The organism is Nocardiopsis sp. YSL2 (genome assembly GCF_030555055.1).
GTDB lineage: Bacteria > Actinomycetota > Actinomycetes > Streptosporangiales > Streptosporangiaceae > Nocardiopsis.
The window spans coordinates 4369925-4396793 of record NZ_JAMOAO010000001.1 but is presented as its reverse complement, the minus strand read 5'-3'; the positions used below and the strand labels follow the sequence as shown (position 1 = coordinate 4396793).

Here is a 26869-nt window from a genome sequence, read left to right as displayed (position 1 = left end):
TCAGGCCACCGCCCCTCGGGAGGCGGCGCCGGCCGCGTCCGGTTCCGACACGTACGGTGCCAGGGCCGTGCGCAGCTCGTCGGGCACCCGGGTGGGGACCGTCGCCGTGTTGGGCCCGCGCATGCAGGCCACCCGCTGGCTGCCCCGCGCCACCAGGACCTCCCCCTCTTTGTCCAAGCGGACGTAGTCGAAGGAGAACTGCACCTGGGTCTGGGTCAGCTCCTCCAACCGCATCCGGATGGAGAGCTCGTCGAAGGCGGTGATCTCGGCGAAGAACGCGCAGTCGACCTTGAGGGTGAACAGCTTCAGGTCACCGCGCAGGTCCTCCAGCACGTCCGGTGCCTGCTCCTTGAGGAACATCTCCCGGCAGCGCCCCTGCCAGCGCAGGTAGTGGACGTAGTAGACGTTGCCCACCAGGTTGGTCTCCTCGAAGCCGACCGTGTGGCGGATCTCGTAGTAGTCGGACATCAGTTCTCCTCTCGGGCCAGGACGGCGAACACCGTCGGTTCAGAACTGCCGTTCAGGTCCGTGACCCAGGTGGCGATCCGGTCCCCGCCCGAGGACAGGACCACCCAGCCGTGGTCGCCGACCCCCTCGAGCGTCAGCGCGCGGCCCGTGCCGCCCACCTTGCGCAGGCACTCCAGGGCCCCCCACAGGCGCGTCGCCGCCACGTGCGCGGACTCGTCCGCCTCCCGTGCGACCAGCCGCCACAGGGACACCAGCCCCTCTCCCACCAGCCCCGACCACTGTTCGTCGGAGCGCTCGGCGACGGCTTCCACGTCGCAGGCCAGGGCCCGGTCGCCGACGACGGCCAGGGTCACGCCGGCCCCGTGCGAGGCCGACACGTGCGCCCCGGGGATCTCCGGGCGCCCGTCCGGCCGGTAGCGGACCCGCACACTGCGGTCCACGGCCCGCCCGATCGCCAGACCGGTCCTGCCCCGCCGCTCCTCGACGCCCCGCGCGGCGCCGGACTCGGGGTCGGGGTCGACGACGACGGCACGGGAACCGCCGAGCTCCCGCTCCAGCTCCCGCTCCAGGTGCGGCCCCAGCAGGGAGGGCACCCAGGGCCCGGCCCCGCCGCTCCTGCGCACCGCGCGCAGTCGCAGGCCCTCCCACCGCTCGACCACGGTCCCGCCGGAGTCGCGCAGGTCCACGTCGTAGACGTAGGAGTCGCCGTCCTGGAGGCGTTCGACCGCCTCCAACAGCACGCAGTCGGCCTCCTGGTCCTCGGGCCTGGCCAGGACCAGCCGGTCCACCCCCTCGGGCAGGAGCGTTCCGTCCGGTACACAGGCCTGCAGGACGTGCATGGCCGCGTCGCGCACACCGGGGTCGGCCAGGACCCGCTCCTGGGGCAGGAACGAGCCGAACCAGTCGCCGGGCGCGGTCGTGGACAGCTCGGCGACCACGTGCCGGGCGCTCACCCGCCGGTAGGACAGCAGGCGGCGGAACCGCTTGCCCTGGAAGAGCACGCCTCCGTAGAGCTCGGCCGGGTCGATCGGGACCCTGGGCAGCAGCGGTGCCGCGGCGGCCGTCCGGTCCTCCCGCGGCGCGGAGCCGGGCCAGCGCAGGGTTGCACGGAAGTGGTCGGCGTCGTAGCCCGTCTCCTCACTGCGGATGACGACCTCGACCGTGTCGGCGTCCCGCACCAGCGCGGCCACCCGGATGGCGGTGCTGCCGCCCGGGCGCACCGCCACCGGGCGCAGGAAGCGCACCCCCTCCATCACCGGGGGCCCCGCGTGCCCGCTCACGGCGGCCGCCACCTGGGCCATCGCCTCCATGCCGATGACAGCGGGAAAGAGCATGTCGCCGTCGAGCAGGTGGTCGTCCAGGTAGGGGTCGTCCGCCGAGGACAGGACCGCCTCGGTGACGAGCTCGACCCGGGGGTAGTGCACCAGGACGTGGTCGGTGAACCTGCCCAGGGGGACCTCGCCCTGTTCGACCGACAGGGTCGGCAGCCCGTCGGCGCGACCGCTGACGACCAGCACGGGGCCGGCCTCGCGGTCGGCGAGCACCTGGTGCAGGACGGCGATCCCCTCCTCCGTGGAGATCGGGGTGATGCCGTCGCGCATGAGGGACTCGACCACGCCCAGGCGCTCGCCCATCCCCGCGCCCGACCACACCGACCACTCCAGGGAAAGGACCCGGGTGTGGGGGTGCTCCCGGCCGTACTCGACGGTCATCTCGGTGAGCCAGTCGTTCGCGGTGGCGTAGTGCGCCTCACCGCGGAGCCCGGCCCGGCCGATGATGCTGCCGAAGGAGACCAGCAGCCGCAGACGATCGGGATCGATCGCGCCCAGGACGGCGGCGAGCCCGTCGGTCTTGGGTGCGAGGGTGCGCCGCATGAGCGGCTCCGTCACGTTCGCCACGGCGGTGGGCTCGTTGCGGCCCGCGCCGTGCAGGACGGCCGTGACCGCCCCCAGCTCCTCCTGGAAGGAGTCCACCGCGGCGCGGACCTCCTCGGGCCGGGTCACGTCGGCGCGGTCGTACCGGTAGCGCACCCCGGCGACCGCCATCCGCTCCAGGTTGGCGGCCAGCTCCTCGTCCTCCTCCGGAGCCGCACGGCCCAGGAGGGCGAGGCCGACCCCGTACTCCCGGGCCAGCGACAGGGCGCACTCGGCCGTGATGCCCTTGCCCCCTCCCGTGACCAGGAGCACGTCGTCCGGACCGAGCGGGGCCTCGCCCGCCTCGGCTCCGGCGGACGGGGACACCGCGCGCAGCACGGGCACGGTACGCCGACCGTCGGCGCCGTAGCGGGACTCGGTGTAGCCGCGCGCGGCGGCGACCTCCTCCACCACGCGGCGCACCGCCTGCTCGCGGTCGCGCTCAGCCTCCGGTTCCGGGTCCTCCAGGGTGATCACGGTGGTGGTCAGCCCGGGCAGTTCCTGGTGCAGGGTCCGGGCCACACCGGAGGCCCCCCGCCGGCCCTGCACGACGACGAACCGGGTCTGGGGGCCCGAGGCCAGCACCGAACGGGCGGCGTCCAGGAACGTCCCCGCCGCCTCGGCACCGCCTTCGGCGGGCAGGCACAGCAGGACACCGCCGCCGATCCGCGAGAGCGCCTCCGACAGCGGCCCGGCCAGGGGGTGCCCCGGCGGGGCGTACACGCTCCAGTCGGACGGCTCCCATTCGTCGGCGTCGCCGGGCAGGGCCTCGGAGACGGCGGCGGGAACATGCGCGACCTCGAAGGCGCGCACCCACGGCGCCGCCCCGGCCACCTGGGCGGAAGCGGTCCGGTCGTCGGCGGTCTCGGCCAGGGCCTCGATGGTCTGCGCCATCTCGCCCAGGCTGGAGGTGGCGTAGCCCGAGGCCGCGCTCATCGGGGACAGGCCCAACCGCTGCGCGGCCTCGTTGACGATCTGGCCGACGGTGATCGAGCTCAGGTGCAGGTCGTCCAGCGGGCGCGTGTCGGCGCTCACCGTCGACTCGGGCAGCTCGACACGCGCCGCCACCAGGGAGCGCAGCAGACCCAGCGTGTCCTGCTCCTCCCCGAGCGCCTCGCCCTCGCCGCCGGCCGCGGACGCGGCGCCCACGGCGGCGCTGCCGTCGGTGCGCCCGGCGTCCACGCGGGGCGCTGCCTCACAGGGGCTGGCGAGGAACTCGAACTCCTCGGGCAGCTCACGGACCAGCCTGCCCGTGAAGAGAGCGCGCACGTCGACGGGAGCGCCGAGGGCGTAGGCCGCGGCCGCCGCCGACAGGAAGGGGGCCAGGGTCACCGCGTCGGTGTCCACCGGCAGTGCGGGGACCTCCGGAGCGCAGGAGGAGGCGAGCCCGGTCAGGACACGTCCCGGCCCGACCTCCAGCAGCAGGTCGGCGTCGCGCGCCAGACGCGCGACCGCCTCGTGGAAGCGCACCGGCTGCACCACCTGGTCCCGCAGGAGTGCGCGCGTGTCGGTGTCGGGGCCGAGCTCGCGCCCGGTCACGGTGGAGACCACCCCCTCCGACAGGGGTGAGAAGTCGGTCTCGGTGAGCCGCCGCCCCAGGACGTCGGCGGCCGGGGCCACCAGCGGTGAGTGGAAGGCGTGGGAGACGTTCACCCGCGTGGCGCCGACGCCTTCGTCCCGCGCACGCCGGCACACCCCGTCCACGTCCTCGGCCGGACCGGAGACCACCGTCTGCCCGGGCCCGTTGTACCCGGCGATGACCACGGCGGACTCGTCCCCGAGCAGGGCCCGCACCCTCTCCGGCCCCGCCGCCAGCCCGGCCATCGCGCCGCCTCCGTCACTGGCGTCGGCCATCGCGCGTCCGCGCGCCGCCGCGAGGTCCAGCACGCCCTGGGCGTCCAGGGCTCCGGCCCAGTGCAGGGCGGTCAGCTCGCCCAGGCTGTGCCCGGTGGCTCCGTCCGCCCTCAGTCCGAGGTCGTCGAGCACGGCGAGTGCGGCCAGGGAACCGGCCACGATACGGGGCTGGGCGACCTCGGTCGCGACCTGGTCGCCGCCGTGCGGAAGGCCGGCCGAGGCCAGGACCTCGGCGGCACGCTCGAAGCGCCGGCCGAACGCGCCGGGACCGCCGGTGCCCGACCCCTGGCCCGGGAAGAGGTAGCGGATGCGGGGAGGCGTGGTGCGGTGGGCGAGGAAGACGCCCTGGGCCGGGGAGACCACCTCCCGCTCGCCCGCGTCGATGCGGTCGGCCAGGACCCGGACCGCGCGCGCGGCGGACTCGGGCGAGGAGGCGACCACGGCGGCGCGCGCCGGAGCCGTGCCCGACCGGGCCGCGAGCACGTGGGCGAGGTCGGTGAGCTCGGCGAAGGAGAGGCGGGGCAGCGACTCCAGGAGCTCCTCCAGCCGGGCCCGCACGTCGGCGATGTCGGCGCCCTCCACGACGAGGAGTTCGGCGTCCTGGCGACCGGCCACCAGCGCGCGGACCCGGGAGGTGACTCCGGCGCCGCCGCCGCCCGGAGCCGACTCCACCGTCACATGGGTGTTGATCCCGCCGAATCCCATGGCCGAGACGCCGGCCCGCGCGGGTCGGCCCTCCGGCCAGGGCAGGGCCCGGTCCGGCACGAACAGCGGCGCGGACTCCTCCTCCAGCAGCGGGTGGGGGTCGTGGTGGCCGGTCGCCGGCGGGATGACGCGGTGATGGACGGCCAGGACGGCCTTGATCAGTCCCGCGACGCCCGCGGCGGCCTTGGTGTGGCCGAAGTTGGCCTTGACCGATCCCAGCGCGGCCGGCTGCCCGGAGGGGGCCGCCGCGGCCCTGGCTCCGGAGAGCGCGGTCAGCTCCGTCTCGTCTCCGAGCGCGGTGCCGGTGCCGTGGCCCTCGAAGTAGCCGATCGTCTCGATCCCGTATCCGGCCCTCTCGTAGGCGCGCTCCAGGGCCAGCCGGTGTCCGCTCTCCTCGGGCCGCGTGATGCCGCCGCTGCCGTCGGAGGAGACCGCCCAGCCCGTGATGACGGCGTAGATCCGCTTGCCCTGCGCGAGGGCGTCCTCCTCGCGCATGAGCACGAGCGCCCCGGAGCCCTCCCCGGGCCAGAAGCCGTTGGAGTCCTTGTCGTAGACCTTCATCTCGCCGGTGGCCAGGGCACCGGTCTTGGCGAAGCCGATGACCTCGAAGGGGTCGATGGACAGGTCGACGCCCCCGGCCAGGGCCGCGTCCAGGGTGCCCTCGGCCAGTGCGGTGGCGGCCGTGGAGACCGACAGCAGCGACGAGGAGCAGGCGCCGTCGACCGTGTAGCCCCCGCCTCCGAGGTCGAAGTGGTTGCAGATCCGGCCGGCGATGGTGTTGGACAGGCCGCCGGCCAGGGTGTCCTCGTCGATGCGCGGGAACGGTGACTTGTAGGCCCCCTCGACCTCGGCCAGGAAGGAGTCGGTCTCCTCCTCCGACCACCCGTGCTCGACCAGGGCCGCGGCGAAGGTCCGGCGGACGTACGGCCACCGCAGGCGCATCGTGTTGGCGCGGGAGAACTCACCGGTGAGGCTGTTGCCGACGACCACGCCGGTGGACCTCCGGGGTAGGCCATCCCCGCCCGGGAATCCGGCGTCCTCCAGGGCCCGCGCCATCGTCTCGAGCGCGAGCCAATGCGTCATGTCGGTGGACCGGAAGGAACTCCCGGAGACACGGTAGCGCGCCCGGTCAAACGCGAATCCGCGCAGGACCGCCGCCTTGTCGGAGTAGAATCGGTCCTCGGCGGACGGGTCCTCCGACCAGTAGTCGTCCAGGTTCATACGCTCCGGAGGAAGGCGACGAAAAGCCCTCCTACCAGCCAGAACGTTCTCCCACAGGTCCGCTGGAGAATGCGCGTCAGGATAACGGAGACCCATGCCCACAACGGCAATTCTTGCTTTATTCATACCCCACCCACATGCAGCTCAGATAATGCACCTGCACTCCGTAATTCCACGACAATCATGCGCCAACAAGGTTTGCGTGTCTTCTTCGTTTGTGCGCCGAAGACGGAAATCCATTTCATAACAGCGTGATTATTGCTATGGGCGGCCGGTCGGCCGGCGCGGCCATCGACCGGGCCGGCGCCCGCCGCCCCGTCCGCGGAAGGACGGACACGGCAGGCGGTCACGTGACTAGGCTGGGGTGATGATCAAGGTGATCGCGGTCGTGGGCCCGACCGCTGTGGGCAAGTCCGACCTCGCCGTCGACGTGGCACTCCGCCTGGAGGAACGCACCGGTCGCCGCGGCGAGGTGATCAATGCGGACTCCATGCAGCTGTACCGGGGCATGGACATCGGCACCGCCAAGATGTCCGAACCCGAGCGGCGCGGCGTGCCGCACCACCTGCTCGACGTCTGGGAGGTCACCGAACCCGCAGACGTGGCCAGCTACCAGGCGCTGGCCCGCGAACGCGTGGAGGAGTGCGCCGAGCGCGACGTCATCCCCATCCTGGTCGGCGGCTCCGGCCTGTACGTGCGGGCCGTCCTGGACCACCTGGAGTTCCCCGGCACCGACCCCGTCGTGCGCGCCAGGCTGGAGGCCGAGCTGTCCGACGCCGGTCCGGGCGTACTGCACGCCCGCCTGGCCGAGGCCGACCCCGCCGCCGCCCGCGCGATCCTGCCGGGCAACGGCCGCCGTATCGTACGCGCCCTGGAGGTCATCGAGCTGACCGGGCGCCCCTTCACCGCGACCCTGCCCGACCACACCTCGTACTACCCCTGCCTGCAGATCGGGCTGGCCGCTCCGCGCCCGGAGCTGGACACGCGTATCGACACGCGGGTGGACCGCATGTGGAAGCAGGGCCTGGTGGACGAGGTCCGCCGACTGGACGAGCGGGGCCTGCGCGAGGGCCGTACCGCCTCGCGCGCCCTGGGCTACGCGCAGGCGCTGGAGCAGCTCGACGGCACACTGTCCGAGGAGGACGCCAAGGCGGCCACCGCGCAGGCCACACGGCGCTTCGCCCGCCGCCAGGAGTCGTGGTTCCGCCGCGACCCGCGGATCCGCTGGCTGCCCTACGACGCCGCCGAGCTCACCGACCGCGCCCTGGCCCTGGTGGACACGGCCCTGGCCGGAACTCCCGACACCCCCGACGAGGCCCTGGTGGACGTGGCCACCGTCATGCCGGGCTTCCGGGGGGCGGACGGCTAGTGTTCTGATTGGTTATTTCGTTTATGGTTGCAGGATGAGTGCTCCTGGACCGAAGCTGCCCCCGCTGGAGCTGAGCGACCAAGAACGCGCCGAGCTCCAGCGGTGGGTCAGACGACGCAAGACCGCACAGGACCTGGCCCTGCGGGCCCGGATCGTGCTCGCCTGCGCCGAAGGCCTGTCCAACGCCCAGGTCCGCCGCGAGGTAGGAGTATCGGCGCCCACGGTGACCAAGTGGCGCCAGCGCTTCATCGCGCACCGCTTGGGCGGCCTGACCGACGAACCCCGGCCCGGACGGCCGCGCACGATCACCGACGCCCAGGTCGAGGCGGTGGTGGCCGCCACCCTGGAGAGCACACCCGCCCCTGACACCCACTGGTCCACGCGCTCCATGGCCCAGCACACAGGCATGACCCAGAACGCGGTGTGGCGCATCTGGAACGCCTTCGGCCTGCAGCCCCACCGGCGGGAACAGTTCAAGATCTCCACCGACCCGTTCTTCATCGACAAGGTCCGCGACGTCGTCGGCCTCTACCTCGACCCGCCCGAACGGGCGGTGGCGCTGTGCGTGGACGAGAAGTCCCAGATCCAGGCGCTCAACCGCACCCAGCCGGTGCTGCCGATGATGCCCGGCACCCCCGAGCGGGCCACCCATGACTACGTGCGTGCCGGGGTGACCAGCCTGTTCGCCGCGCTGGACACCGCCACAGGGCAGGTGATCACTTCGATCCACCGCCGCCACCGCGCCATCGAGTTCAAGAAGTTCCTGGCCAAGATCGACCGCGAGGTCCCCGCGGACCTGCAGGTGCACCTGGTCCTGGACAACTACGCCACGCACAAGACCCCCGAGATCCAAAGGTGGCTACTGCGCCACCCCCGGTTCCACCTGCACTTCATCCCGACCAGTTCCTCCTGGTTGAACCTGGTCGAGCGGTGGTTCGCCGAGATCACCAACCGGCTGATCCGCCGCGGCACCCACCGCAGCGTCCAGGCCCTGGAGAAGGACATCCGCACCTGGGCCGCGTCCTGGAACGAGAATCCCCGACCCTATGTGTGGACCAAGACCGCAGAGGAGATCCTCGACAGCATCGCCTCATACTGCCAACGCATCAGCAAGTGAACTAACCAATCAGAACACTAGGGCGGGTTTCGCGGATACGGGCCCTAGGCACGCCACGGCGCAGGGCGGACCCGACCGGGTCCGCCCTGCGCCGTGTCCGGGCCCGGAACGCACCGCTGCGACCCTTGCCCGGCGGCAGATCCTGATCTAGATTTGACTCCGTGACCAGATTCGAAATCTGGTCACGGAGTCACGAGATGGGGAGGTGAGGATATGGTCGACGCGTCGGCGCTGGTGAGCACCGGCCCCCGCCATGTCCCCGTCGCCCAGGAGCACACCGTGGCCCCAGCCGAGCAGTCCACGACCAGATCCGCCCAGCGCGAGCAGCGGGCCGCGCGCATCCTGGACGCGGCCGGCGACCTCCTCGTCATCTGGGGCTACCCCAAGATCACCATCGAGGACGTCGCCCGACGGGCCGGAGTCGGCAAGGGCACCGTCTACCTGCACTTCCCCACCAAGGAAGTGCTCTTCCTGGTGGTCCTGCTCAGGTCGCAGTCGGAGATCACCGACCGGTTGGCGAGCACGATGCGCCGCGGCCCGGAGGGAGTCCTGCCGAGCTCGATGGCCCGCACCACGTACCTGTCCGTCCGCGAGGTACCGGTCGTCCACGCGCTGGTGACGGGAAGGGCGGAGACGCTCGGCACGCTGGCCCGTACCGCGGCCGAGTACAGCGAGGACCTGGTCGGCGACCGGATCACGACCTCCCGCGCCTACTTCGACCTGCTCATCGGGCACGGCCTGCTCCGGACGGACCGGTCCCGGGACGACCTCCTCTACGCCTTCACGTCGGTCATGACCGGTTTCCTGCTCGCCGAACCGTTCGTCACCGCACAACCCGGTCTGTTCCGACCAGAGTCCCCCGGACACCGTGCCGACCTCCTGGCCGACACGGTTCGGGCCGCCCTGGGCGAGACCGGGACGGCCGAGGCGCTCACCGCGGCCTGGCCCGAGGTGGCCGCTCTGTACGAGGAGCTGGCCCGCGGGGCCCGGGCGGAGGTCGACCGCTACCTGCAGTCCGCACGCGAGACCTGACGGAGGGGCCGATGACGGCCACGACACCATCCGCACCCGACCAGACCATCGACCTGCAGGACCCCGCGCTGGCCGCCGATCCCGACGCCCTGATCAGGCGCGTCTGGGCGGCAGGCGGGACGGCTCCGGGCACGTTCGTCGGCGGCCTCGACGTCACCCTCTTCGCGCGCGACGAGGACACGCGCACGATCCTGAGCGACCGGCGCTTCGTGGTCGACCCCGCCAACGCCACCACCGCAACGGCCGCCGGAGACCGCGCCCGGCTGTTCGAAAGCCTGGGGCTGGCGCCGGAGCTGACCGTCTACATGACCGAGAGCATCCTCGGCAAGGACGGCGCCGACCACAAGCGGCTGCGCACACTGGTCTCCCGGGCCTTCACCGTGCGCCGCGTCGGCGGACTGCGCCCCGGCGTCGAGCGCGTCACGGCCGACCTGCTGGCCCGGCTTCCCGAGCACGCCGAGGACGGCGTCGTCGACTTGCTGGAGCACTTCGCCTACCCGCTGCCCATCACGGTGATCTGTGACCTGGTCGGCGTCCCCGAGCAGGACCGGCCCCTGTGGCGCGAGTGGAGCCGCGCCCTGTCGGAGTTCGACCCCACCGACCCCGAGCGGATGAACGCCACGCTCGGCGAGATGATCGGCCACGTCGAGGCGATGATCGCCGAACGCCGCGCGGCACCGCACGACGACCTGCTCGACGCCCTGATCTCGGCCCGGGACGAGGACGGCGGACGGCTCAGCGAGCCGGAGCTGATCACCATGGTCTTCACGCTCGTCATCGCCGGGCACGAGACCACGGCCAACCTGCTGGCCAACGGCACCCACGCCCTGCTCACCCACCGCGACCAGTGGGACGCGCTCCGGGCCGACCCCGGACTGCTGCCGTCGGCGGTCCACGAGATGCTCCGCTGGTGCGGCATCGCCCTGGTGACGCAGCTCCGCTACGCGACCGAGGACATCGAACTCAAGGGCGCACGCGTGGCCAAGGGCGCTCCGGCGGTGGCCGTTCTCGGGGCGGCCAACCGCGACCCGAACGTGTACCCGGATCCGCACCGGTTCGACATCACCCGGCACCGCGGCAAGCCCGGTGAGGCGCACGTCGGCTTCGGCCACGGCCTGCACTACTGCCTGGGCGCGGCCCTGGCGCGGCAGGAGGGGCAGGTGGCCTTCGCGGCCCTCACCGCCGCCTACCCGGACCTGTCCCTGGTGCCCGGACGCGAGCCCGGGTTCGCCCCCCGTCCGGGCAACCGGCGGTTCCAGGACCTCTACGTGCGGCTGTGACCGGCCGCTGGCACACGCGAGGCCTCCGGCGCCGCGCCGGAGGCCTCGATCTCGCTCTCGCGGGCCGTCAGGCGTCGCAGCACCCGCCGACGGCGGCGGGCTGCTCGGCCGGGACACCGACCTTGGGCATACCCAGCAGCACCTCGGGCTTGTCGGCCCCGGCGGGCGCCCCGTTGCGGGCGTCCCACGCGTCGCCGGCCCGGGTGCGCCGCAGATCACGGATACCGGAGTCGGCCACCAGGTGGTGCGGCGCGGCGTAGGTGACGTCCACCGACACCATGTCTCCCGGCCGCGGCCGCTCGCCGTCGCCGACCGCGAAGTGCACCAGGCGGTTGTCGGGAGCGCGGCCCGAGAGGCGGTGGTGCTCGCCGTCCTTCTTGCCCTCGCCCTCGGCGACCAGCAGTTCGACCCGGCGGCCGACCAGCTTCTGGTTCTCCTCCCAGGAGATCTGGTCCTGGAGGTCGACGAGCCGCTGGTAGCGGTCCTTGACGACCTCCGGCGACACCTGGCCGTCCATGGTGGCGGCCGGGGTTCCGGGGCGCTTGGAGTACTGGAAGGTGAACGCCATGGCGAACCGCGCCTCGCGCACCACGTGCAGCGTCTCGGCGAAGTCCTCCTCGGTCTCGCCGGGGAATCCCACGATGATGTCGGTGGTGATGGCGGCGTCCGGCATGGCCGCGCGCACCTTCTCCACGATCCCCAGGAAGCGCTCCTGGCGGTAGGAGCGGCGCATGTCCTTGAGGACCTTGCTGGAGCCCGACTGCAGCGGCATGTGCAGCTGGGGCATCACGTTGGGGGTCTCGGCCATCGCCTCGATGACGTCGTCGGTGAAGTCGCGCGGGTGCGGGGAGGTGAAGCGGACCCGCTCCAGGCCCTCGACCTCGCCGCAGGCGCGCAGCAGTCTGGAGAAGGCCTGGCGGTCACCGAACCCGCTGCCGTAGGCGTTGACGTTCTGCCCGAGCAGGGTGATCTCGCTGACGCCCTCGTCCACGAGCGCCCGCACCTCGGCGAGCACGTCGCCGGGACGACGGTCCTGCTCCTTGCCGCGCAGCGCGGGCACGATGCAGAAGGTGCACGTGTTGTTGCAGCCCACCGAGATCGACACCCACGCGGCGTAGGCGGACTCGCGGCGGCTGGGCAGCGTGGACGGGAAGTGCTCCAGCGACTCGGCGATCTCCACCTGGGCCTCACGCTGGACGCGGGCGCGTTCCAGCAGGGCCGGCAGGGATCCGATGTTGTGGGTGCCGAACACGACGTCGACCCAGGGGGCGCGGCGAACGATCTCGCCTCGGTCCTTCTGGGCGAGGCAGCCGCCCACCGCGATCTGCATCCCGGGGTGGGCGTCCTTGACCGGACGCAGGTGCCCCAGGTTGCCGTAGAGGCGGTTGTCGGCGTTCTCCCGGACCGCACAGGTGTTGAACACGACGATGTCGGCGGTGGTGTCCTCGGCTGCGCGCGCGTACCCAGCGTCCTCCAGCAGGCCGGAGAGGCGCTCGGAGTCGTGGACGTTCATCTGGCAGCCGTAGGTCCGCACTTGGTAGGTACGACTCTGGCTCACCGCTCCAGGCTATCCGCTGCCGTTACTGATTCTGTAGTCGGATATCAGCGCCCCGGGCGTTTCCGCCCGGAGGGTCCGTGCCGGCCACCGCCCCGCACGCGGAACAGTCGACGACCCCGTACGGCCGTGCCCCCGGCCGCAGCGGCCGGGGGCACGGAAGGAGGAGCGGGGCAAGCAGATCAGTCCCTGTCGCCCTCCCCCGCGCCGGAGTCGGCGGCGGGGCCCGCCTCGGCGCCGCTCGTCGCGGTGGCGGCGCCGGTGACCGGCTCCGGACCGCCTCGGCGGCGGGTGCGCACCTTCTCGTAGCCGATGACGGCCACGATCAGGGTCAGTCCGACCACGTTCGTCTCCCAGCTCGCGGAGACCAGCATCAGGCCGCCCACGATGATCGCGAGGCGCTGGTACCAGGTCATCTGCCGGTCCAGATACCCCGCCAGCCCCAGAGCCACCATCGCCGCGCCCACGACACCGGTCACCGCCGCCACCGTGCCGGACACCAGGTTCACGTCCTGGAGCAACAGCTCCGGCGAGAACACGAACATGTACGGCATGACGAAGGCCGCGACCGCGATCCGGACCGCGTAGAACCCGGTGCGGATCGGATCGCCCCCGGAGATGCCCGAGGCCGCGTAGGCGGCCAGGCAGACGGGCGGCGTGATGTCGGCCAGGACGCCGAAGTAGTACACGAACAGGTGCGCCATCAGCAGCATCGCGAGCGTGCGCGTCTCGAACTCGCCCTGGAGCACGGCCACGATCGCCGGGGCGGCCAGGGTCGCCGTGATGACGTAGTTCGCGGTCGTCGGCAGGCCGATGCCCAGGATCAGACAGGCGATCATCGACATCACGAGGATGAGGAACAGGTCGATCCGCATGGTCGAGACCGCCTCGGCCCCGAAGTCCGCGCCCGCCCCGGTCCACGCCAGCACCGGCGACGTCGCCACCGACGTCAGCACCGACGCGAGGGCGGAGCTGACGGACTCGGCGATGCCCAGGAGCCCGCGGCTGAGCTTGAGCCCCAGGTCGGTGGTGGTGATGACACCCGCGATGATGCCCGCGGACGCGCACGCGACGATGATCGGGATCGCCAGACGCGAGGCGCCCACGAGCCCGTCCAGGAACCCGTGGAGGTTGAGCTGGTCCTCCTCGGAGTCCTTCCAGGACGTGAACAGGGCCATGGCGACCATGCCGACCCCGGCCAGCAGCAGGGAGACGAACATCGCCTGCATGCCGCGACCCATGTCCGCGAACAGGCTCTCCACGCCCCGGACCACCAGCCAGGCGGCCACCGCGGCGACCACCACCGGCAGGGACAGCCGCAGGGCGCTCACCGCCGCCTCACGCGCGGCCCTCAGGCGCAGGCGGCCTTCGACGCGCTTCCAGGGCAGCGTGACGAACTGGATGAGCAGGTTCATGGCGACGGTGGCCACGACCGCGCCCATCGCGGAGAACATCGGCGAATAGCCCAGGGACAGCAGGGCGAAGATCGCGATGACCGGCGCGAGCAGGTACCCGCGGGTCAGCATCAGCAGGCGCAGGTTGGGCAGCATCTCCCGGGGCAGCCCGCCGATCCCCATCCGCTTGGCGTCGTAGTGCACCACCACGTACTGGGAGACGAAGAACATCACCGCCGGGATCGCCGCGGCCGTCAGGATCTGCTGGTAGCTGGCCCCGGTGAACTCGATCATGATGAAGGCGCCCGCGCCCATGATCGGCGGCATGATCTGGCCGCCGGTGGAGGAAGCGGCCTCGACCGCGCCCGCGTACTCGGGCTTGTAGCCGGACTTCTTCATCATCGGAATGGTGAAGGCGCCGTTGGAGACGGTGTTGGCCACCGAGCTGCCGGTGATCGTCCCGGAGAACGCGCTCGTGACGATGCCGACCTTGGCGGTACCGCCCGTGGTGTGGCCGGTGGCGCCCAGGGCCAGATCGGTGAAGAACCGCTCCATGCCGGTGCGCTGGAGCATGGCCGCGAAGATCATGAACAGGAAGATGAACGTCGCCGAGATCCCCAGCGGGGTCCCGAAGACGCCCTCGGTGCTCACGTACAGGTTCGTGACGATCTGGTCGACGCTGGACCCGCGGTGGCGCAGGAAGCCCGGCATGGACTGGCCGAAGTAGGCGAAGGCGACCAGGGCCGAGGCCAGGACCACCAGGGCGGGGCCGAGCACCCTCCCGGCGGCCACGAGGATCAGCAGGATGCCGATCGTGCCCACCATGACGTAGGTCGGGTTGAGGATGCCGACCGTGGTCACGATGGCGCGGTAGTTGACGAACATGTACAGCCCGGCGAAGAGGCCGAGGCCCGCCAGGACCGCGTCGAACACGGGCATGCCCATGATCGTCACACCCGAGTGGCGGGCCAGCTGCACGATCACGAGGATCGCCAGCGCCGGTCCGACCACGTTCCATCCGGCGATCCCGCTCAGGGACATGTAGGCCAGGGCGGCCGCGCCCGTGGCGGTCAGGCCCCACCGGGTGATGGCCGGCCACAGCCACACCGGGAAGACCGAGGGGCGGCGCAGGAGCGCGACGGCCAGGGCGAGGGCGACCACGACCAGGACCAGGCCCAGGATGGGCAGGAAGAAGAATCCGCCGTTGGCGTCACTGGTGACCAGGTCGAGCGAGATCAGCGCGGTCCCGACGAGGAGCGTCCAGCCGCCCGCCGCCTGGGACCGCGAGGCCGCGTCCGAGGCGCGCGTGCGCCACAGGTACCAGCCCGCTGCGGCGAGCAGGGCGAGCGCCAGCCCGCCGAACACCGCCTGCGGCAGGTACAGGTACATGCTCGTGTTCGTGCCCGAGAGGGTCCCGACCGCCAGGTAGCCGACCAGGAGGCCGCTGAAGGCCATGCTGATGCCGTAGAAGGGACCGTGCGGCCCCGTCCCGCGCGGCTTGGTGGGGTAGAGCAGGAAGACCAGGCCGAGGCCGAGGGCCAGGTGGAAGGAGCGCTGCTGCAGAGGGGGCAGCGTCTGGCTGAACGCGGTCCACAGGTGGAACATGGCCAGGGCCAGGGCGACGAAGAACACGCTCCAGCGCCAGATCGTCCGGAGCTGGGTGCGGGTCCCCTCGATCCCCGTATCCTCGGTGAAGTCGTGCCTCTCCAGCGCCTCGAGGTCCTTCTGGATACTGTCGAGGCCCTCTGGGGCGGACGCACCGGCGATCGTGTCTCTCCCACCGGTGGGGGCGCCACCAGGGTCACCGGTGGCTTTGGGATCGGTCGTCATCAACCTCGTCCTTCTCGTGGGCGGGGGATTCCCCCATCACTCACCGGATGGGGCCACCCGATGTGTTTGCACGTACAGTTCCACGCCCGTGCCCGGTCCAACCAGATCCAGGAGTCGGATCTGGCGGCCACCTGCGGCCAACCGGTGGTCGACGTCGGCGGTCCCGACCACCATCCGCACCGTCCCGAGCGGTCGGCCCTGGTGGTCGACCACGTAGCCGGAGCCGTCGCGGACGAACGTGGTGGTCACGCCGTCGATGGTCTCGGGCCCGGAGGGGAGGTTCGCTCCGTGCGCGTCGAAGCGCATCTCCTCCATCGCCAGTCCCGCGCGGGCCGAGACCGAGAAGACCTCGTACACCGGGCGGCGGTGGACCGAGTGCGTGTGGGTCAGCTCGATCCGGTCACCGACCGCCAGCGGCACCTGCAGGACGGGCCGCGCCCGGTCGGCCGACGCTTCGGTGAGGGGCCGCACGGAGAACCACGCGGTACCGCTGTCGACCGAACCGGTCACCGTCAGGAGCACGGCCGCGGCGGCCGCCAGCGCGCCCACCGCCCGCAGGACCGCCGACGCGGACCGTGCACGCGCAGGGCCGCCCGGCGTCCACCGAGCGGCCCTGAGCTGAGCGGTCATCAGTCGAGGACGCCCTCTTCCTGGTAGAAGCGCTCGGCGCCCGGGTGCAGCTCCATCGTGCCCAGGCCGTCGATGGAGGTGTCCAGCTGGACCTGGCTGCCGACGTCGTGCGCGATGTCGCCGGAGTTCTCGTACATGATGCGGACCAGGTCGTAGGCCAGGTCCTCCTCCAGGGCGGAGGTGGTGTAGAGCGTCGCCCACTGGGTCAGCGTGACGACGTCCTCGTCCTGGCCGTTGTAGGTGCCGCCGTCGATGGTGAGCGGGCTGTAGCTCGGGTCGGCCTCGATGAGGCCCTCGGCCTCCTCACCGTCGATCGGCAGCAGCCGGACCTCGTTGCTCGCTCCGACCTCGACGATGCCGGCCGCGGGCACCGACAGGATGCCGAACGCGGCGTCGACCTGGCCGTCGCCGAGAGCCGTGGCGGCGTCGCCGAAGGTGCTGTCGAAGGCGTTGATGTCCTCGTCCGGGTCGATGCCGTAGGCCTCGAGGATCTGGCGCGCCGCGACCTCGGTGCCGCTGCCGGGCGGTCCGATCTCGACGTCGGCGCCTTCCAGGTCGGCGATCGACTCGATGTCGGAGTCGGCGTTCACGACGACCTGCATGACCTCGGGGTAGATGTTGCCGAGAGCGACGATGTCGTCGGGGTTGCCCAGCGGCTCCTCCTCGAACGGTCCGGTGCCGGCCTGCGCCTGCATCGCCACACCGTTGACCGCCATGACCAGTTCGCTCTGGTCGATCTCACCGGCCTCCTCGTCCTCGGTCGTGCCCTCCAGGGCGCGCATGTTCTGCACGGAGGCGCCGGTGGCGAAGGTGTCGACCTGGACGTTGTCGATGTTGCTGCTCCACAGCTGCGCGATCTCGCCACCGAGCGGGTAGTACGTGCCGCCGGTCGAGCCTGTCGCGAGCTGGAGGAAGGTGGTCTCCCCGTCCCCTTCGTCACCGGGCCCGGCCACGTCCTCCGGGGCGGCGCACGCGGACAGGGCGACCACGGCGGCCGCGGCGACAGCCGCGGAAGCCCGCATGGTCCTGCGTCCCTTGCTCATCGCTGGCATCCTCCTCTAGCAGTTCGGCGATCACGGCCCCTTGGCGGCTCTCGTCCACCGCCCCCGTCGACCGTGCGTCACCGGTGATATCCGCGAAAGCATAGAACGGCGGGAACTCCCCCGCTGTGTCACTGCAATCACGAATGCAAAACGATACCCAGTGCATGATCGCCCCTTCGGGCCGTCATGCGCGGGAAGACCCGACACGTCGGCGAGGCAGGGCTCCCACGAGCGACACTTCACGACTAAGGTCGACATGTCATCTGATCTAGACCCATTCCTGAGCGGGACATGTCTGAACTGTCGAACCCCCAGCCCATCACCGCCGGTGACGTCGCCCGAGGAGTACGCCGGATGGCCTTCCCCTCCGTCGTGGGCGACGAGGTCTGGTGGGAGGAGGAACGCCCCGACGAGCGGCGGGTCACCCTCATGCGGCGCGACGCCGACGGCGCGGTGCGCGAACTCCTTCCCGCCCCGTGGGGTGTCGGCAATCGCGTGCACGAGTACGGGGGCCGTTCGTTCCTGCCGGTGCCCCGGCGCGACGACAAGGCCATCGCCCGGATGGGAGTGGTCTTCGCCCACGCGGAGGACCAGCGCCTGTACCTGTGGGAGCGCGACGCCAAGGAACCGGTCCCCCTCACCCCCGAGCCGCGCACGGAGGCCGGTCTGCGCTACGCGGACCTGGCGCTCACCGCCGACGGGCGCGCGGTGCTGTGCGTGCGCGAGGAGCACGCCCCGGTCGCCACGGGGACGTCGGGCGGTGCGGGCGGCACGGGCGCGGAGTCCGGTGCCCAGGCGCCGATCGGGCGAACGGCAGAGGACGGGCCGACCGGTGAGACGGCCGGGAACGGACAGGCCGCCGGGGACACCGCGACGGCCGTCACGGTCGATGCGGCCGACACGGCGGGAACGCCCGGGGCGGTCGGGACCGAGGGCGGGCCCCAGGGGACGGGACCGGGCGACCGGCACAGGAGCCGCAGCGGGCGCGGAGGCGGGATCCGCCGCTCGATCGTCGCCGTGCCCCTGTCCGGCCGCGGGTCACAGGAACCGTCCGCCATCCGTGAACTGGCCTCGGGTGCGGACTTCTACGCCTCACCCACCGAGTCCCCGGACGGCGGCCACCTGGCCTACGTCCGCTGGAACCACCCGCGCATGCCGTGGGACGGCACCGAGCTCCGCGTGGCCCCGCGCGAGGGATCCGAGTACACGCTCAAGGGCGGCGTGGACGAGTCGGTCCTCTCCCCGCTGTGGGTGGACGACTCCACGCTCTACCTCGCCTCCGACTGGCCCGGGTGGTGGAACCTCTACCAGGCCGGCCTCAAGGGCCAGGCGATCGCCCTGTACCCCGCCGAGGAGGAGTTCCACGTCCCGCCGTGGCGCCTGGGCCACCGCTCGTTCCAGGTGCTGTCCTCGGGCCAATTGGTCGTGCTGCACGGGCTCGCCGACATGACCCCGAGCCTCTACGACCCCGAGACCCTCGACCTGACCCCGATCGCGACCGACCTGACCTCCTGGTCCCAGTTGGACTCCGACGGCGCGTCCGTCGTGGCCATCGCGGCCTCACCCACCACTCCCCCGTGCCTGGTCCGCCTGGACCCGGCCACCAGGAGCGTCGAGGTCCTGCGCACCAGCGACCTGCCGGGCACCGGAGCGGACGGCGACACGGGCACGCCCGTCGGCACCGCGCCGGTCAGGATCCCCGTGCCCCAGCCCCAGACGCTCCCCGGCAGGTACGGCGCTCCCGTCCACGTGAACGTGTACCCGCCCGAGGCAACGGGGCCCGCCCCGTACGTCGTCCACGTGCACGGCGGACCGGTCGCGCACAGCACCACGGAGTACGACCTGGTCAAGGCCTACTTCACGAGCCGGGGCATCGGTGTGGCCGACGTCAACTACGGCGGATCCACCGGCTACGGACGCTCCTACCGCAAGCGGATCCACAAGGAGTGGGGGGTGGTGGACGTGGAGGACGCGATCGGCGTCGCCCGCTCCCTCGTGGACCAGGGACTGGCCGATCCCGAGCGCCTGGCCATCCGAGGCCCCTCCGCGGGCGGCCTCACGGCCCTGCTGTCCCTGACCGCGGACACGTTCGCCTGCGGGGTGTCCTACTACGGGGTGGCCGATCTGCTCGGCCTGGCCGAGACGACCCACGACTTCGAGTCCCGCTTCCTGGACTCGCTCGTCGGCACGCTTCCGGGCTTCACCGAACGCTACCGGGAGCGCTCGCCCATCAACCGGATCGACGAGATCGACGTCCCGGTACTCCTGCTCCAGGGCACCGCGGACCCCGTGGTCACGCCGGACCAGGCCCGCACGATGGCCGCGGCACTGGGCGAACGCGGCATCCCGCACGCCCTGGTGGAGTTCGAGGGCGAGGGCCACGGCTTCCGCTCGGCGGAGGCACGCATCCGGGCGCTGGACACCGAACTGGCCTTCTACGCCCGCGTCTTCGGCACCGACTTCGGTGTCGGCGTGCAGCCGCTCTCCCTGTCCGCGGCGCCGCCGGACCGCCCGGAGGCGGGCGGGTCGGAACCCTCGCCCGCAGCGTCGGAGCAGAGCCCGCCCCTGTCGGGGAACGGGACCGCGAGCACAGAGCAGACCCTCGAGCGCGAGCACCAGAACGGCTGACCGGCCGCCGGAGTCGGGCACGCCGGTCCCTCCGGCGCGGGGCCGCGGGCGAATCCTGCGCCCCCGCCGTCACCGCGGAGTCGGACCGAGCCACGGGCGTCTCGCGGTGCCCGCGCGCGTTCGCCACGGGCGGCGGGCCCGTGGGACTCCGGATCCCCGCCCCTACAGGTCAGGGTCGTACAGCTCCGCCTCGACGCCCTCGCGTTCGAGTTCCTCCCGGACCACCCGGTAGGACAGGCCCGAGGAGTAGCCCTTCCGGGCGAGGACACCCAGGGCGCGCCGGATACGGACCTCCTTGTCCTTGCCCCTGGTCGTGGCGAGTCGGCGTCGGGCCAGGTCGCGGGCGGCCTCGGCCTCGTCCTCGTCCGACAGTTGCGCGACGGCCTCGCGCACGGTGTCGTCCTCGACGCCCCGGGTGCGCAGTTCCCGGGCCAGCGCGCTGCGGGACAGGCGCCGGCCGTGGTGCCGGGAGGTCACCCACGCCTGGGCGAAGGCCTCGTCATCGATCAGGCCCGCCTCGTCGAACGAGCCCAGCACCGACCGCACGACCTCGTCGGAGAACTCGCGGCGGAGCAGGGCCCGTTCCAACTGGGCACGGGTACGCGGGGAATGCGTGAGCATCCGCAGACACAGGGCTCTCGCCTTGGCCTCGGGATCCTCCGTGTGCTCCCCCGCCTCACGCATCAGACGTCGGCGCCTTGGTGGTCTTGGCCGCCGTCGTGCGCTTGGCGGTCGGCTTCGCGGTCTCCTTGGCCGCAGCGTCGGCCGCGGGCTTGGCCGGCTCGCCGGGACCGGAGGCGCTGTCGTCGCCCTTGACCGTGATGCCCAGCTTCTCCTTGATCTTCTTCTCGATCTCGTTGGCCACGTCGACGTTCTCGCGCATGAAGTTGCGCGAGTTCTCCTTGCCCTGGCCCAACTGGGTGCCGTCGTAGGTGTACCAGGCTCCGGACTTGCGGACGATGCCGTGCTCCACACCCAGGTCGATCAGGCTGCCCTCGCGCGAGACGCCCACACCGTAGAGGATGTCGAACTCGGCCTGCTTGAAGGGCGGGGCCACCTTGTTCTTGACGATCTTGACGCGGGTGCGGTTGCCGACCGCGTCGGTCCCGTCCTTGAGCGTTTCGATCCGGCGCACGTCCAGACGCACCGAGGAGTAGAACTTGAGCGCCTTGCCGCCGGTCGTCGTCTCAGGACTACCGAACATGACGCCGACCTTCTCCCGGAGCTGGTTGATGAAGATCGCCGTGGTACCGGTCTGGTGCAGGGCACCGGCGATCTTTCGCAGCGCCTGGGACATCAGACGGGCCTGCAGGCCGACGTGGCTGTCGCCCATCTCGCCCTCGATCTCCGCGCGCGGCACCAGGGCCGCCACGGAGTCGATGACGATGATGGAGACCGCGCCGGAGCGGATGAGCATGTCGACGATCTCCAGCGCCTGCTCGCCGGTGTCCGGCTGCGAGAGCAGGAGATTGTCGGTGTCGACGCCGATCTTCTTGGCGTACTCGGGGTCGAGCGCGTGCTCGGCGTCCACGAAGGCCGCGATGCCGCCCAGCTTCTGGGCGCTGGCCACGGCGTGCAGCGCGACGGTCGTCTTTCCGGAGCTCTCGGGTCCGTAGATCTCGACGATGCGGCCGCGCGGGATACCGCCGATACCGAGCGCGACGTCCAGCGCGATCGCACCGGTGGGGATCGACTCGATGGGCGGGCGCTCGTCGTCGCCCAACCGCATGATGGAACCCTTGCCGAACTGCCGCTCGATCTGCGCGAGAGCTGTTTCGAGAGCCTTGTCTCGGTCACCAGATGCCACGGGGTACCCCTGTTGTTGGGTGGATGCCTTCTTCTTCATGATGCGCACGACGCTACGCCGTCGCTACGACAAACGCGACGCCAGACGAACGCCTGTGGACAACCCACACTACCCGAACTTGTGTTCGATGCTTTGTGGACTCACCGAGCGCTCGTGGGAAGGTCGAACGCCTCGCACACCGCCCTCCACACCTGCTTGGCCCCCACGCCCTCGGAGAGGGCCTGGTACACCGTGCGCGAGCCGAGCCCCTCGATGACGTAGTCCTTGGCCAGGCTCTCCGCGTAGGCCTCACCGAACTGCTCGTGCATGTTGTGCCAGAAATTCGAGAGTCTCATCGGCCCCAGTATCGGTGATACGACCGACGCGCTCGGCACCCCTGGCGGAATTCGTCGGCCGCGGCGGGCACACTGTCGGCATGATCGGCGAACGCTTCGGCGCCGCGACCCGGACCTGGTTCGACCAGGCCTTCCCGGCCGGCCCCACACCCGCCCAGGCCCAGGCCTGGGACGCGATCTCCCAGGGCCGGAACACCCTGGTGGTCGCGCCGACCGGTTCCGGCAAGACGCTCTCGGCCTTCCTGTGGTCCCTGGACCGGCTCACCCGGTCCCCCGGGGACGGCCGCTGCCGGGTCGTCTACGTCTCCCCCCTCAAGGCGCTGGCCGTCGACATCGAGCGCAACCTGCGCGCGCCGCTGGCCGGGATCTCCGCGGCCGCGCGGGACCAGGGCCTCCCGCTCTCCCCCGTCACCGTCGGCGTGCGCACCGGCGACACCCCCGCCGCCGAGCGGCGGCGCCTGGCGACACGCCCGCCGGACATCCTCATCACCACGCCCGAGTCCCTGTTCCTGGTCCTGACCTCCAGGGCCCGCGAGAGCCTGGCCGGCGTGGAGACCGTGATCGTGGACGAGGTCCACGCCCTGGCGGGCACCAAGCGCGGCGCGCACCTCGCGCTGAGCCTGGAGCGGTTGGAGGACCTGCTGGACCGGCCCGCCCAGCGCATCGGCCTGTCCGCCACGGTCCGCCCGCCGGAGCTCGTCGCGGAGTTCCTCGGCGGCGCCTCGGTGGTCGCCCCCCACGACACCCCGCACATGGACCTGAGCGTGGTGGTGCCCGTCCCCGACATGGAGGAGCCCGGCCCCGCGGGCACCGGCGCCGACGGCCCCGGCCCGCTCTCCCGGGGGTCGATCTGGCCGCACGTCGAACGGCGGGTCCTGGACCTGGTCGAGGCCCACCGTTCCACGATCGTGTTCACCAACGGCCGCCGTACGGCGGAGAAGCTCTGCGCCAGGCTCAACGACCTGCACGCCGAGCTCCACGGCGGCGGCCTGCCCCCGCAGGAGCACGCCGCCGACGCCATCGGACAGTCCGGGCAGAGCAGGGGCGGGGAGCCCGTCATCGCCCGAGCGCACCACGGCTCCGTCTCCAAGGCCGAGCGCGCGCTCATCGAGGACGACCTCAAGGCGGGCCGCCTGCGGTGCGTCGTCGCCACGTCGAGCCTGGAACTGGGCGTGGACATGGGCGCCGTCGACATGGTCGTGCAGGTGGCGGCCCCGCCCTCCGTCGCCAGCGGCCTCCAGCGCGTGGGGCGGGCGGGGCACCAGGTCGGGGAGACCTCGCGCGGCGTGTTCTTCCCCCAGTTCCGGGGGGACCTGCTGGCCGCGACCGTGGTCGTGGAGCGGATGCGCGAGGGGGGCATCGAGCGCCTGGAGATGCCGCGCGACCCGCTCGACGTCCTGGCCCAGCAGATCGTCGCGATGGTCGCCATGGACGACTGGCCGGTGGCCGACCTCGCCGCGCTGGTCCGCCGGGCCGCCCCCTTCGCCCGCCTGGCCGACTCCGTCCTGGAGTCCGTGCTGGACATGCTCTCGGGCCGCTACCCCTCCGACGAGTTCGCCGAACTGCGCCCCCGTGTGGTGTGGGACCGCGAGGCCGACGTCCTGCGCGCGCGTCCCGGCGCGCAGCGGCTCGCGGTGATCAGCGGCGGCACCATCCCCGACCGCGGCCTGTACTCGGTGCACCTGTCCGGGCCCGCCTCCTCCGGGCGGGCCCCCACCCGGGTCGGCGAGCTGGACGAGGAGATGGTCTACGAGTCGCGGGTGGGCGACGTCTTCGTCCTCGGCTCGACCTCCTGGCGGATCGACGCGATCACCGCCGACCGGGTCCTGGTCTCCCCCGCCCCGGGCCGCCCCGGACGCATGCCGTTCTGGAAGGCGGACTCGATGGGCCGCCCGGCCGAGCTGGGCCGGGCCGTGGGCGCGCTGACCAGGGAACTGGCCGCCGCCGACCCCGACGACGCCGTCGAGCGCGCCCTCGCCGCCGGGTTGGACCCGTGGGCGGCCGACAACCTCGTGGCCTACGTGACGGATCAGCGCGAGGCCACCGGGCAGGCGCCCGACGACCGCACGGTGGTGCTGGAGCACTTCCGCGACCAGGTCGGCGACTGGCGCGTGGTGCTGCACTCCCCGCTCGGCGCGCGGGTGCACGCTCCGTGGGCCCTCGCCCTCGGCGGCCGGCTGCGGGAGCGCTTCGGTGTCGACGCCCAGGTCGTGCACGGCGACGACGGCATCGTGATCCGGCTGCCCGACATCGAGCACGACGCCGCCGTCGTCTCCCGTGAGCTCACCGATCTGATCACCTTCGATCCCGGCACCGTCGAGGACCTGGTCACCCAGGAGCTGACCGGCTCGGCCCTGTTCGCCGCCCGCTTCCGCGAGTGCGCCGCCCGGGCCCTGCTGCTTCCGCGCCAGCGTCCGGACAAGCGGATGCCGCTGTGGCAGCAGCGGTTGCGCTCGGCGCACCTGTTGTCGGTCGCGGGCCGGTACGGGTCCTTCCCCATCGTCCTGGAGACCGTGCGCGAGTGCCTGCGCGACGTGTTCGACGTCCCGGCCCTGGTGGAGGTCCTCGCCGACATCCGCGCCCGCAGGGTCCGCGTGGTCGAGGTGCGCACCGAGCGGGCCTCACCGTTCGCCCAGTCGCTGCTGATGGAGTACACGGCGGCCTTCCTCTACGAGGGGGACGCCCCGGCCGCCGAGTCGCGCGCACAGGCGCTCACCCTCGACTCCTCCCTGCTGGCCGACCTGCTGGGCGCGGTGGACCTGCGGGAACTGCTCGACCCGGATGTCGTGGCGCACACCGGCGCCCTCCTGCAGCGCACCGCGGCACCGGTCCGGGACGCGGAGGCCGCGGCCGACCTCCTGCGCGAGGTCGGACCGCTGTCCACGGAGGAGGCGGCCGAGCGCGGTGTGCGTCCGGCGTGGCTCGACGACCTGGCGGAGGAGGGCCGCGTGCTGCGCGGCCGGGTGGCGGGCACCGAGCGCTGGTACGCGGTGGAGGACGCGGCACGGCTGCGCGACGCGATCGGCGTGGTCCCTCCCCCGGGTGTGCCCGACGCCCTGTTGGAGCCGGTGGTCGCGCCGCGGCGCGACCTGGTGTCGCGGTACGCGCGCACGAACGGCCCGTTCGAGGCGGCGGAGGCGTCCGAGCGCCTGGGCCTGCCCGAGGACGTGGTCCTGGGGGTGCTGCGGGAGCTGGCGGAGTCGGGCCGGGTGGTCCGCGGAGGCTTCCGTCCAGGGGGGACCGGCACGGAGTGGTGCGAGGCCGAGGTGCTGCGGCGGCTGCGGCGCGGCTCGATCGCCCGGCTGCGCCGCGAGGTCGAGCCGGTGCCCCCGTCGGCGCTGGCCCGGTTCGTCCCTCAGTGGCAGCACGCGGTCCCCGGGGAGCGGCTGCGCGGTCCGGACGCGGTGTTCGCGGCGGTGGAGTCGATGCGGGGCGCGCCGATCGCCGCGTCGGACCTGGAGGCGAGCGTGCTGCCCGCCCGCGTCGAGGGGTACGCGCCGGTGGCGCTGGACGCGCTGACCCAGGCCGGCGAGGTGGTGTGGGCGGGTGTCGGCGGAGGGCGCCGCGGCCGTAGGGCGTCCGCTGGGGGTGGCGGTGGAGGACGGTCGGGCCTGCCCGGGGACGACGGGTGGTTGACGCTGGTGCCCGCCGACGAGGCGGCCGCGCTGCTGCCGGACCCCGTCCCCGTGGCCGCGGAGGCCGAGCCCGTCGCCTCCGCCGTCCTGGAGGTGCTGTCGGGCGGCGGCGGGCTGTTCTTCCGGGACCTGTCCGACCGCGCCTCGCGGGCGCTGGGGTCGGTGGTCTCCGACGCCGCCTTGGTGGAGGCGCTGTGGGACCTGGTGTGGGCCGGGCACGTGACCAACGACTCCCTGGCCCCGCTGCGGGCCCTGCTCGGTTCGGGGTCGGTGCGCAGGCGCTCACCGGCGCGGGCCGGGCGCCGGGGGCGGCCGGTGATGCCGTCGCGGTCGGGACCGCCCACGGCCGCCGGGCGGTGGTCGGCGCTGCCCGAGCGCGAGAGCGATCCGACCCTGCGGGCGCTCGCGCGTGCGCAGGCCAAGCTGGACGAGCAGGGCCTGGTGACCTACGGGTCGCAGGGCCGGGGGATCTCCCGGGAGGAGTACCAGGTGCTGCGGTCGATGGAGGAGTCGGGGCAGGTGCGCCGCGGCTACTTCGTGGAGGGGCTGGGCGGCGCCCAGTTCGCGCTGCCCGGAGCGGTGGACCGGTTGCGCGCGGTGTCCGGGGGCGGGCCCGCTCGGGCGCGGGGGGAGGGGGGCGGGTGCCTGGTGCTCGCCGCCACCGATCCGGCCAATCCCTACGGGCAGTCCCTCCCGTGGCCGTCGACCGGCCGCGATGGCAGCGGGAGGCCGGCCCGGGTCGGTCACGCGCTGGTGGTCCTCGACGGCGGCGGGCCCACGCTGTACCTGCATCTGGGCGGGCGCTCGGCGGTCACGTTCGGGGCGGCTCCCGCGCTGCTGGAACGCGCGGCCGGCGCGCTGGCGGCGACTGTGCGCGAGCGCGGGCTCGGCCCGGTGGTGGTCGAGCGGGCCGACGGCGCCGACGTCTTCGGGACCCCGTTGGACACCGCGTTGGTGGCCGCCGGGTTCCACGTCACGCCCAAGGGGCTGCGGCTGCGCGAGTGACCGGCGGGAATTCGGTGGCGGGTCCGGCGTCGCCGGGCCACGATGGGT

The 26869-nt window shown here is 72.5% G+C and carries 15 protein-coding genes; 6 read left to right on the top strand and 9 right to left on the bottom strand.

The annotated features are described in order from the left end of the window. Complete coding sequence (locus tag M1P99_RS19345) at positions 1–468, bottom strand: thioesterase family protein (RefSeq protein ID WP_304454008.1); 468 nt, start codon at positions 466–468, stop codon at positions 1–3. Further along, on the bottom strand, positions 468–6287 hold the full coding sequence (locus M1P99_RS19340; RefSeq protein WP_304454007.1) for a type I polyketide synthase: 5820 nt from the start codon (positions 6285–6287) through the stop codon (positions 468–470). Before M1P99_RS19340 ends, M1P99_RS19345 begins: the two co-directional genes overlap by 1 nt. A gap of 241 nt (positions 6288–6528) precedes the next feature. On the opposite strand from M1P99_RS19340, the gene miaA reads away from it, so the two are divergent. From miaA to M1P99_RS19320, 4 genes are all read left to right on the top strand, one after another. Next, on the top strand, positions 6529–7530 hold the full coding sequence (gene miaA, locus M1P99_RS19335) for a tRNA (adenosine(37)-N6)-dimethylallyltransferase MiaA (RefSeq protein WP_304454006.1): 1002 nt from the start codon (positions 6529–6531) through the stop codon (positions 7528–7530). A gap of 34 nt (positions 7531–7564) precedes the next feature. Beyond that, on the top strand, positions 7565–8647 hold the full coding sequence (locus M1P99_RS19330) for an IS630 family transposase (RefSeq protein WP_304454005.1): 1083 nt from the start codon (positions 7565–7567) through the stop codon (positions 8645–8647). A 213-nt stretch (positions 8648–8860) separates the two neighbouring features. Next, a complete protein-coding gene (locus M1P99_RS19325) occupies positions 8861–9679 on the top strand; it encodes a TetR/AcrR family transcriptional regulator (RefSeq protein WP_304454004.1) in 819 nt (272 codons plus the stop codon). Between the two features lie 11 nt (positions 9680–9690). Next, positions 9691–10959, top strand: coding sequence for a cytochrome P450 (locus tag M1P99_RS19320; RefSeq protein WP_304454003.1), 1269 nt, complete (start codon positions 9691–9693; stop codon positions 10957–10959). A 67-nt stretch (positions 10960–11026) separates the two neighbouring features. Here the strand turns inward: M1P99_RS19320 and miaB are convergent, their stop codons facing one another. From miaB to M1P99_RS19300, 4 genes are all read right to left on the bottom strand, one after another. Next, entirely contained in the window at positions 11027–12493 is a 1467-nt protein-coding gene (miaB, locus tag M1P99_RS19315; protein WP_304455755.1) for a tRNA (N6-isopentenyl adenosine(37)-C2)-methylthiotransferase MiaB, read from the bottom strand. 203 nt (positions 12494–12696) lie between these two features. Continuing rightward, a complete protein-coding gene (locus tag M1P99_RS19310) occupies positions 12697–15738 on the bottom strand; it encodes a TRAP transporter fused permease subunit (protein ID WP_304454002.1) in 3042 nt (1013 codons plus the stop codon). A 36-nt stretch (positions 15739–15774) separates the two neighbouring features. Then, on the bottom strand, positions 15775–16368 hold the full coding sequence (locus M1P99_RS19305) for a DUF1850 domain-containing protein (RefSeq protein ID WP_304454001.1): 594 nt from the start codon (positions 16366–16368) through the stop codon (positions 15775–15777). Further along, positions 16368–17411: a TAXI family TRAP transporter solute-binding subunit gene (locus tag M1P99_RS19300; protein WP_304454000.1), complete on the bottom strand. Its 1044-nt coding sequence runs from the start codon at positions 17409–17411 to the stop codon at positions 16368–16370. Before M1P99_RS19300 ends, M1P99_RS19305 begins: the two co-directional genes overlap by 1 nt. A 291-nt stretch (positions 17412–17702) precedes the next feature. Here M1P99_RS19300 and M1P99_RS19295 point away from each other — a divergent pair, with 291 nt between their 5' ends. Continuing rightward, complete coding sequence (locus M1P99_RS19295) at positions 17703–20039, top strand: prolyl oligopeptidase family serine peptidase (protein WP_304453999.1); 2337 nt, start codon at positions 17703–17705, stop codon at positions 20037–20039. A 162-nt stretch (positions 20040–20201) separates the two neighbouring features. Here M1P99_RS19295 and recX read toward each other — a convergent pair whose 3' ends face one another. From recX to M1P99_RS19280, 3 genes are all read right to left on the bottom strand, one after another. Next, a complete protein-coding gene (gene recX / locus M1P99_RS19290; RefSeq protein WP_304453998.1) occupies positions 20202–20723 on the bottom strand; it encodes a recombination regulator RecX in 522 nt (173 codons plus the stop codon). Continuing rightward, positions 20716–21846, bottom strand: a complete 1131-nt coding sequence (recA, locus tag M1P99_RS19285) for a recombinase RecA (protein WP_304455754.1) — start codon at positions 21844–21846, stop codon at positions 20716–20718. The genes recX and recA overlap by 8 nt, the downstream gene beginning before the upstream one ends. Positions 21847–21986: 140 nt before the next feature. Further along, on the bottom strand, positions 21987–22181 hold the full coding sequence (locus M1P99_RS19280) for a DUF3046 domain-containing protein (RefSeq protein WP_304453997.1): 195 nt from the start codon (positions 22179–22181) through the stop codon (positions 21987–21989). Positions 22182–22261: 80 nt separating this feature from the next. Between M1P99_RS19280 and M1P99_RS19275 the strand changes: the two genes are divergently transcribed. After that, complete coding sequence (locus M1P99_RS19275; RefSeq protein WP_304453996.1) at positions 22262–26821, top strand: DEAD/DEAH box helicase; 4560 nt, start codon at positions 22262–22264, stop codon at positions 26819–26821. Positions 26822–26869: the final 48 nt, after the last annotated feature.

Excerpts from the sequence above, each read along its gene's own strand:
- M1P99_RS19345 (WP_304454008.1), bottom strand. The coding sequence starts at position 468 with ATGTCCGACTACTACGAGATCCGCCACACGGTCGGCTTCGAGGAGACC.
- M1P99_RS19340 (WP_304454007.1), bottom strand. The coding sequence starts at position 6,287 with ATGAATAAAGCAAGAATTGCCGTTGTGGGCATGGGTCTCCGTTATCCT.
- miaA (WP_304454006.1), top strand. The coding sequence starts at position 6,529 with ATGATCAAGGTGATCGCGGTCGTGGGCCCGACCGCTGTGGGCAAGTCC.
- M1P99_RS19330 (WP_304454005.1), top strand. The coding sequence starts at position 7,565 with ATGAGTGCTCCTGGACCGAAGCTGCCCCCGCTGGAGCTGAGCGACCAA.
- M1P99_RS19325 (WP_304454004.1), top strand. The coding sequence starts at position 8,861 with ATGGTCGACGCGTCGGCGCTGGTGAGCACCGGCCCCCGCCATGTCCCC.
- M1P99_RS19320 (WP_304454003.1), top strand. The coding sequence starts at position 9,691 with ATGACGGCCACGACACCATCCGCACCCGACCAGACCATCGACCTGCAG.
- M1P99_RS19310 (WP_304454002.1), bottom strand. The coding sequence starts at position 15,738 with ATGACGACCGATCCCAAAGCCACCGGTGACCCTGGTGGCGCCCCCACC.
- M1P99_RS19305 (WP_304454001.1), bottom strand. The coding sequence starts at position 16,368 with ATGACCGCTCAGCTCAGGGCCGCTCGGTGGACGCCGGGCGGCCCTGCG.
- M1P99_RS19300 (WP_304454000.1), bottom strand. The coding sequence starts at position 17,411 with ATGAGCAAGGGACGCAGGACCATGCGGGCTTCCGCGGCTGTCGCCGCG.
- M1P99_RS19295 (WP_304453999.1), top strand. The coding sequence starts at position 17,703 with ATGTCTGAACTGTCGAACCCCCAGCCCATCACCGCCGGTGACGTCGCC.
- recX (WP_304453998.1), bottom strand. The coding sequence starts at position 20,723 with ATGCGTGAGGCGGGGGAGCACACGGAGGATCCCGAGGCCAAGGCGAGA.
- M1P99_RS19280 (WP_304453997.1), bottom strand. The coding sequence starts at position 22,181 with ATGAGACTCTCGAATTTCTGGCACAACATGCACGAGCAGTTCGGTGAG.
- M1P99_RS19275 (WP_304453996.1), top strand. The coding sequence starts at position 22,262 with ATGATCGGCGAACGCTTCGGCGCCGCGACCCGGACCTGGTTCGACCAG.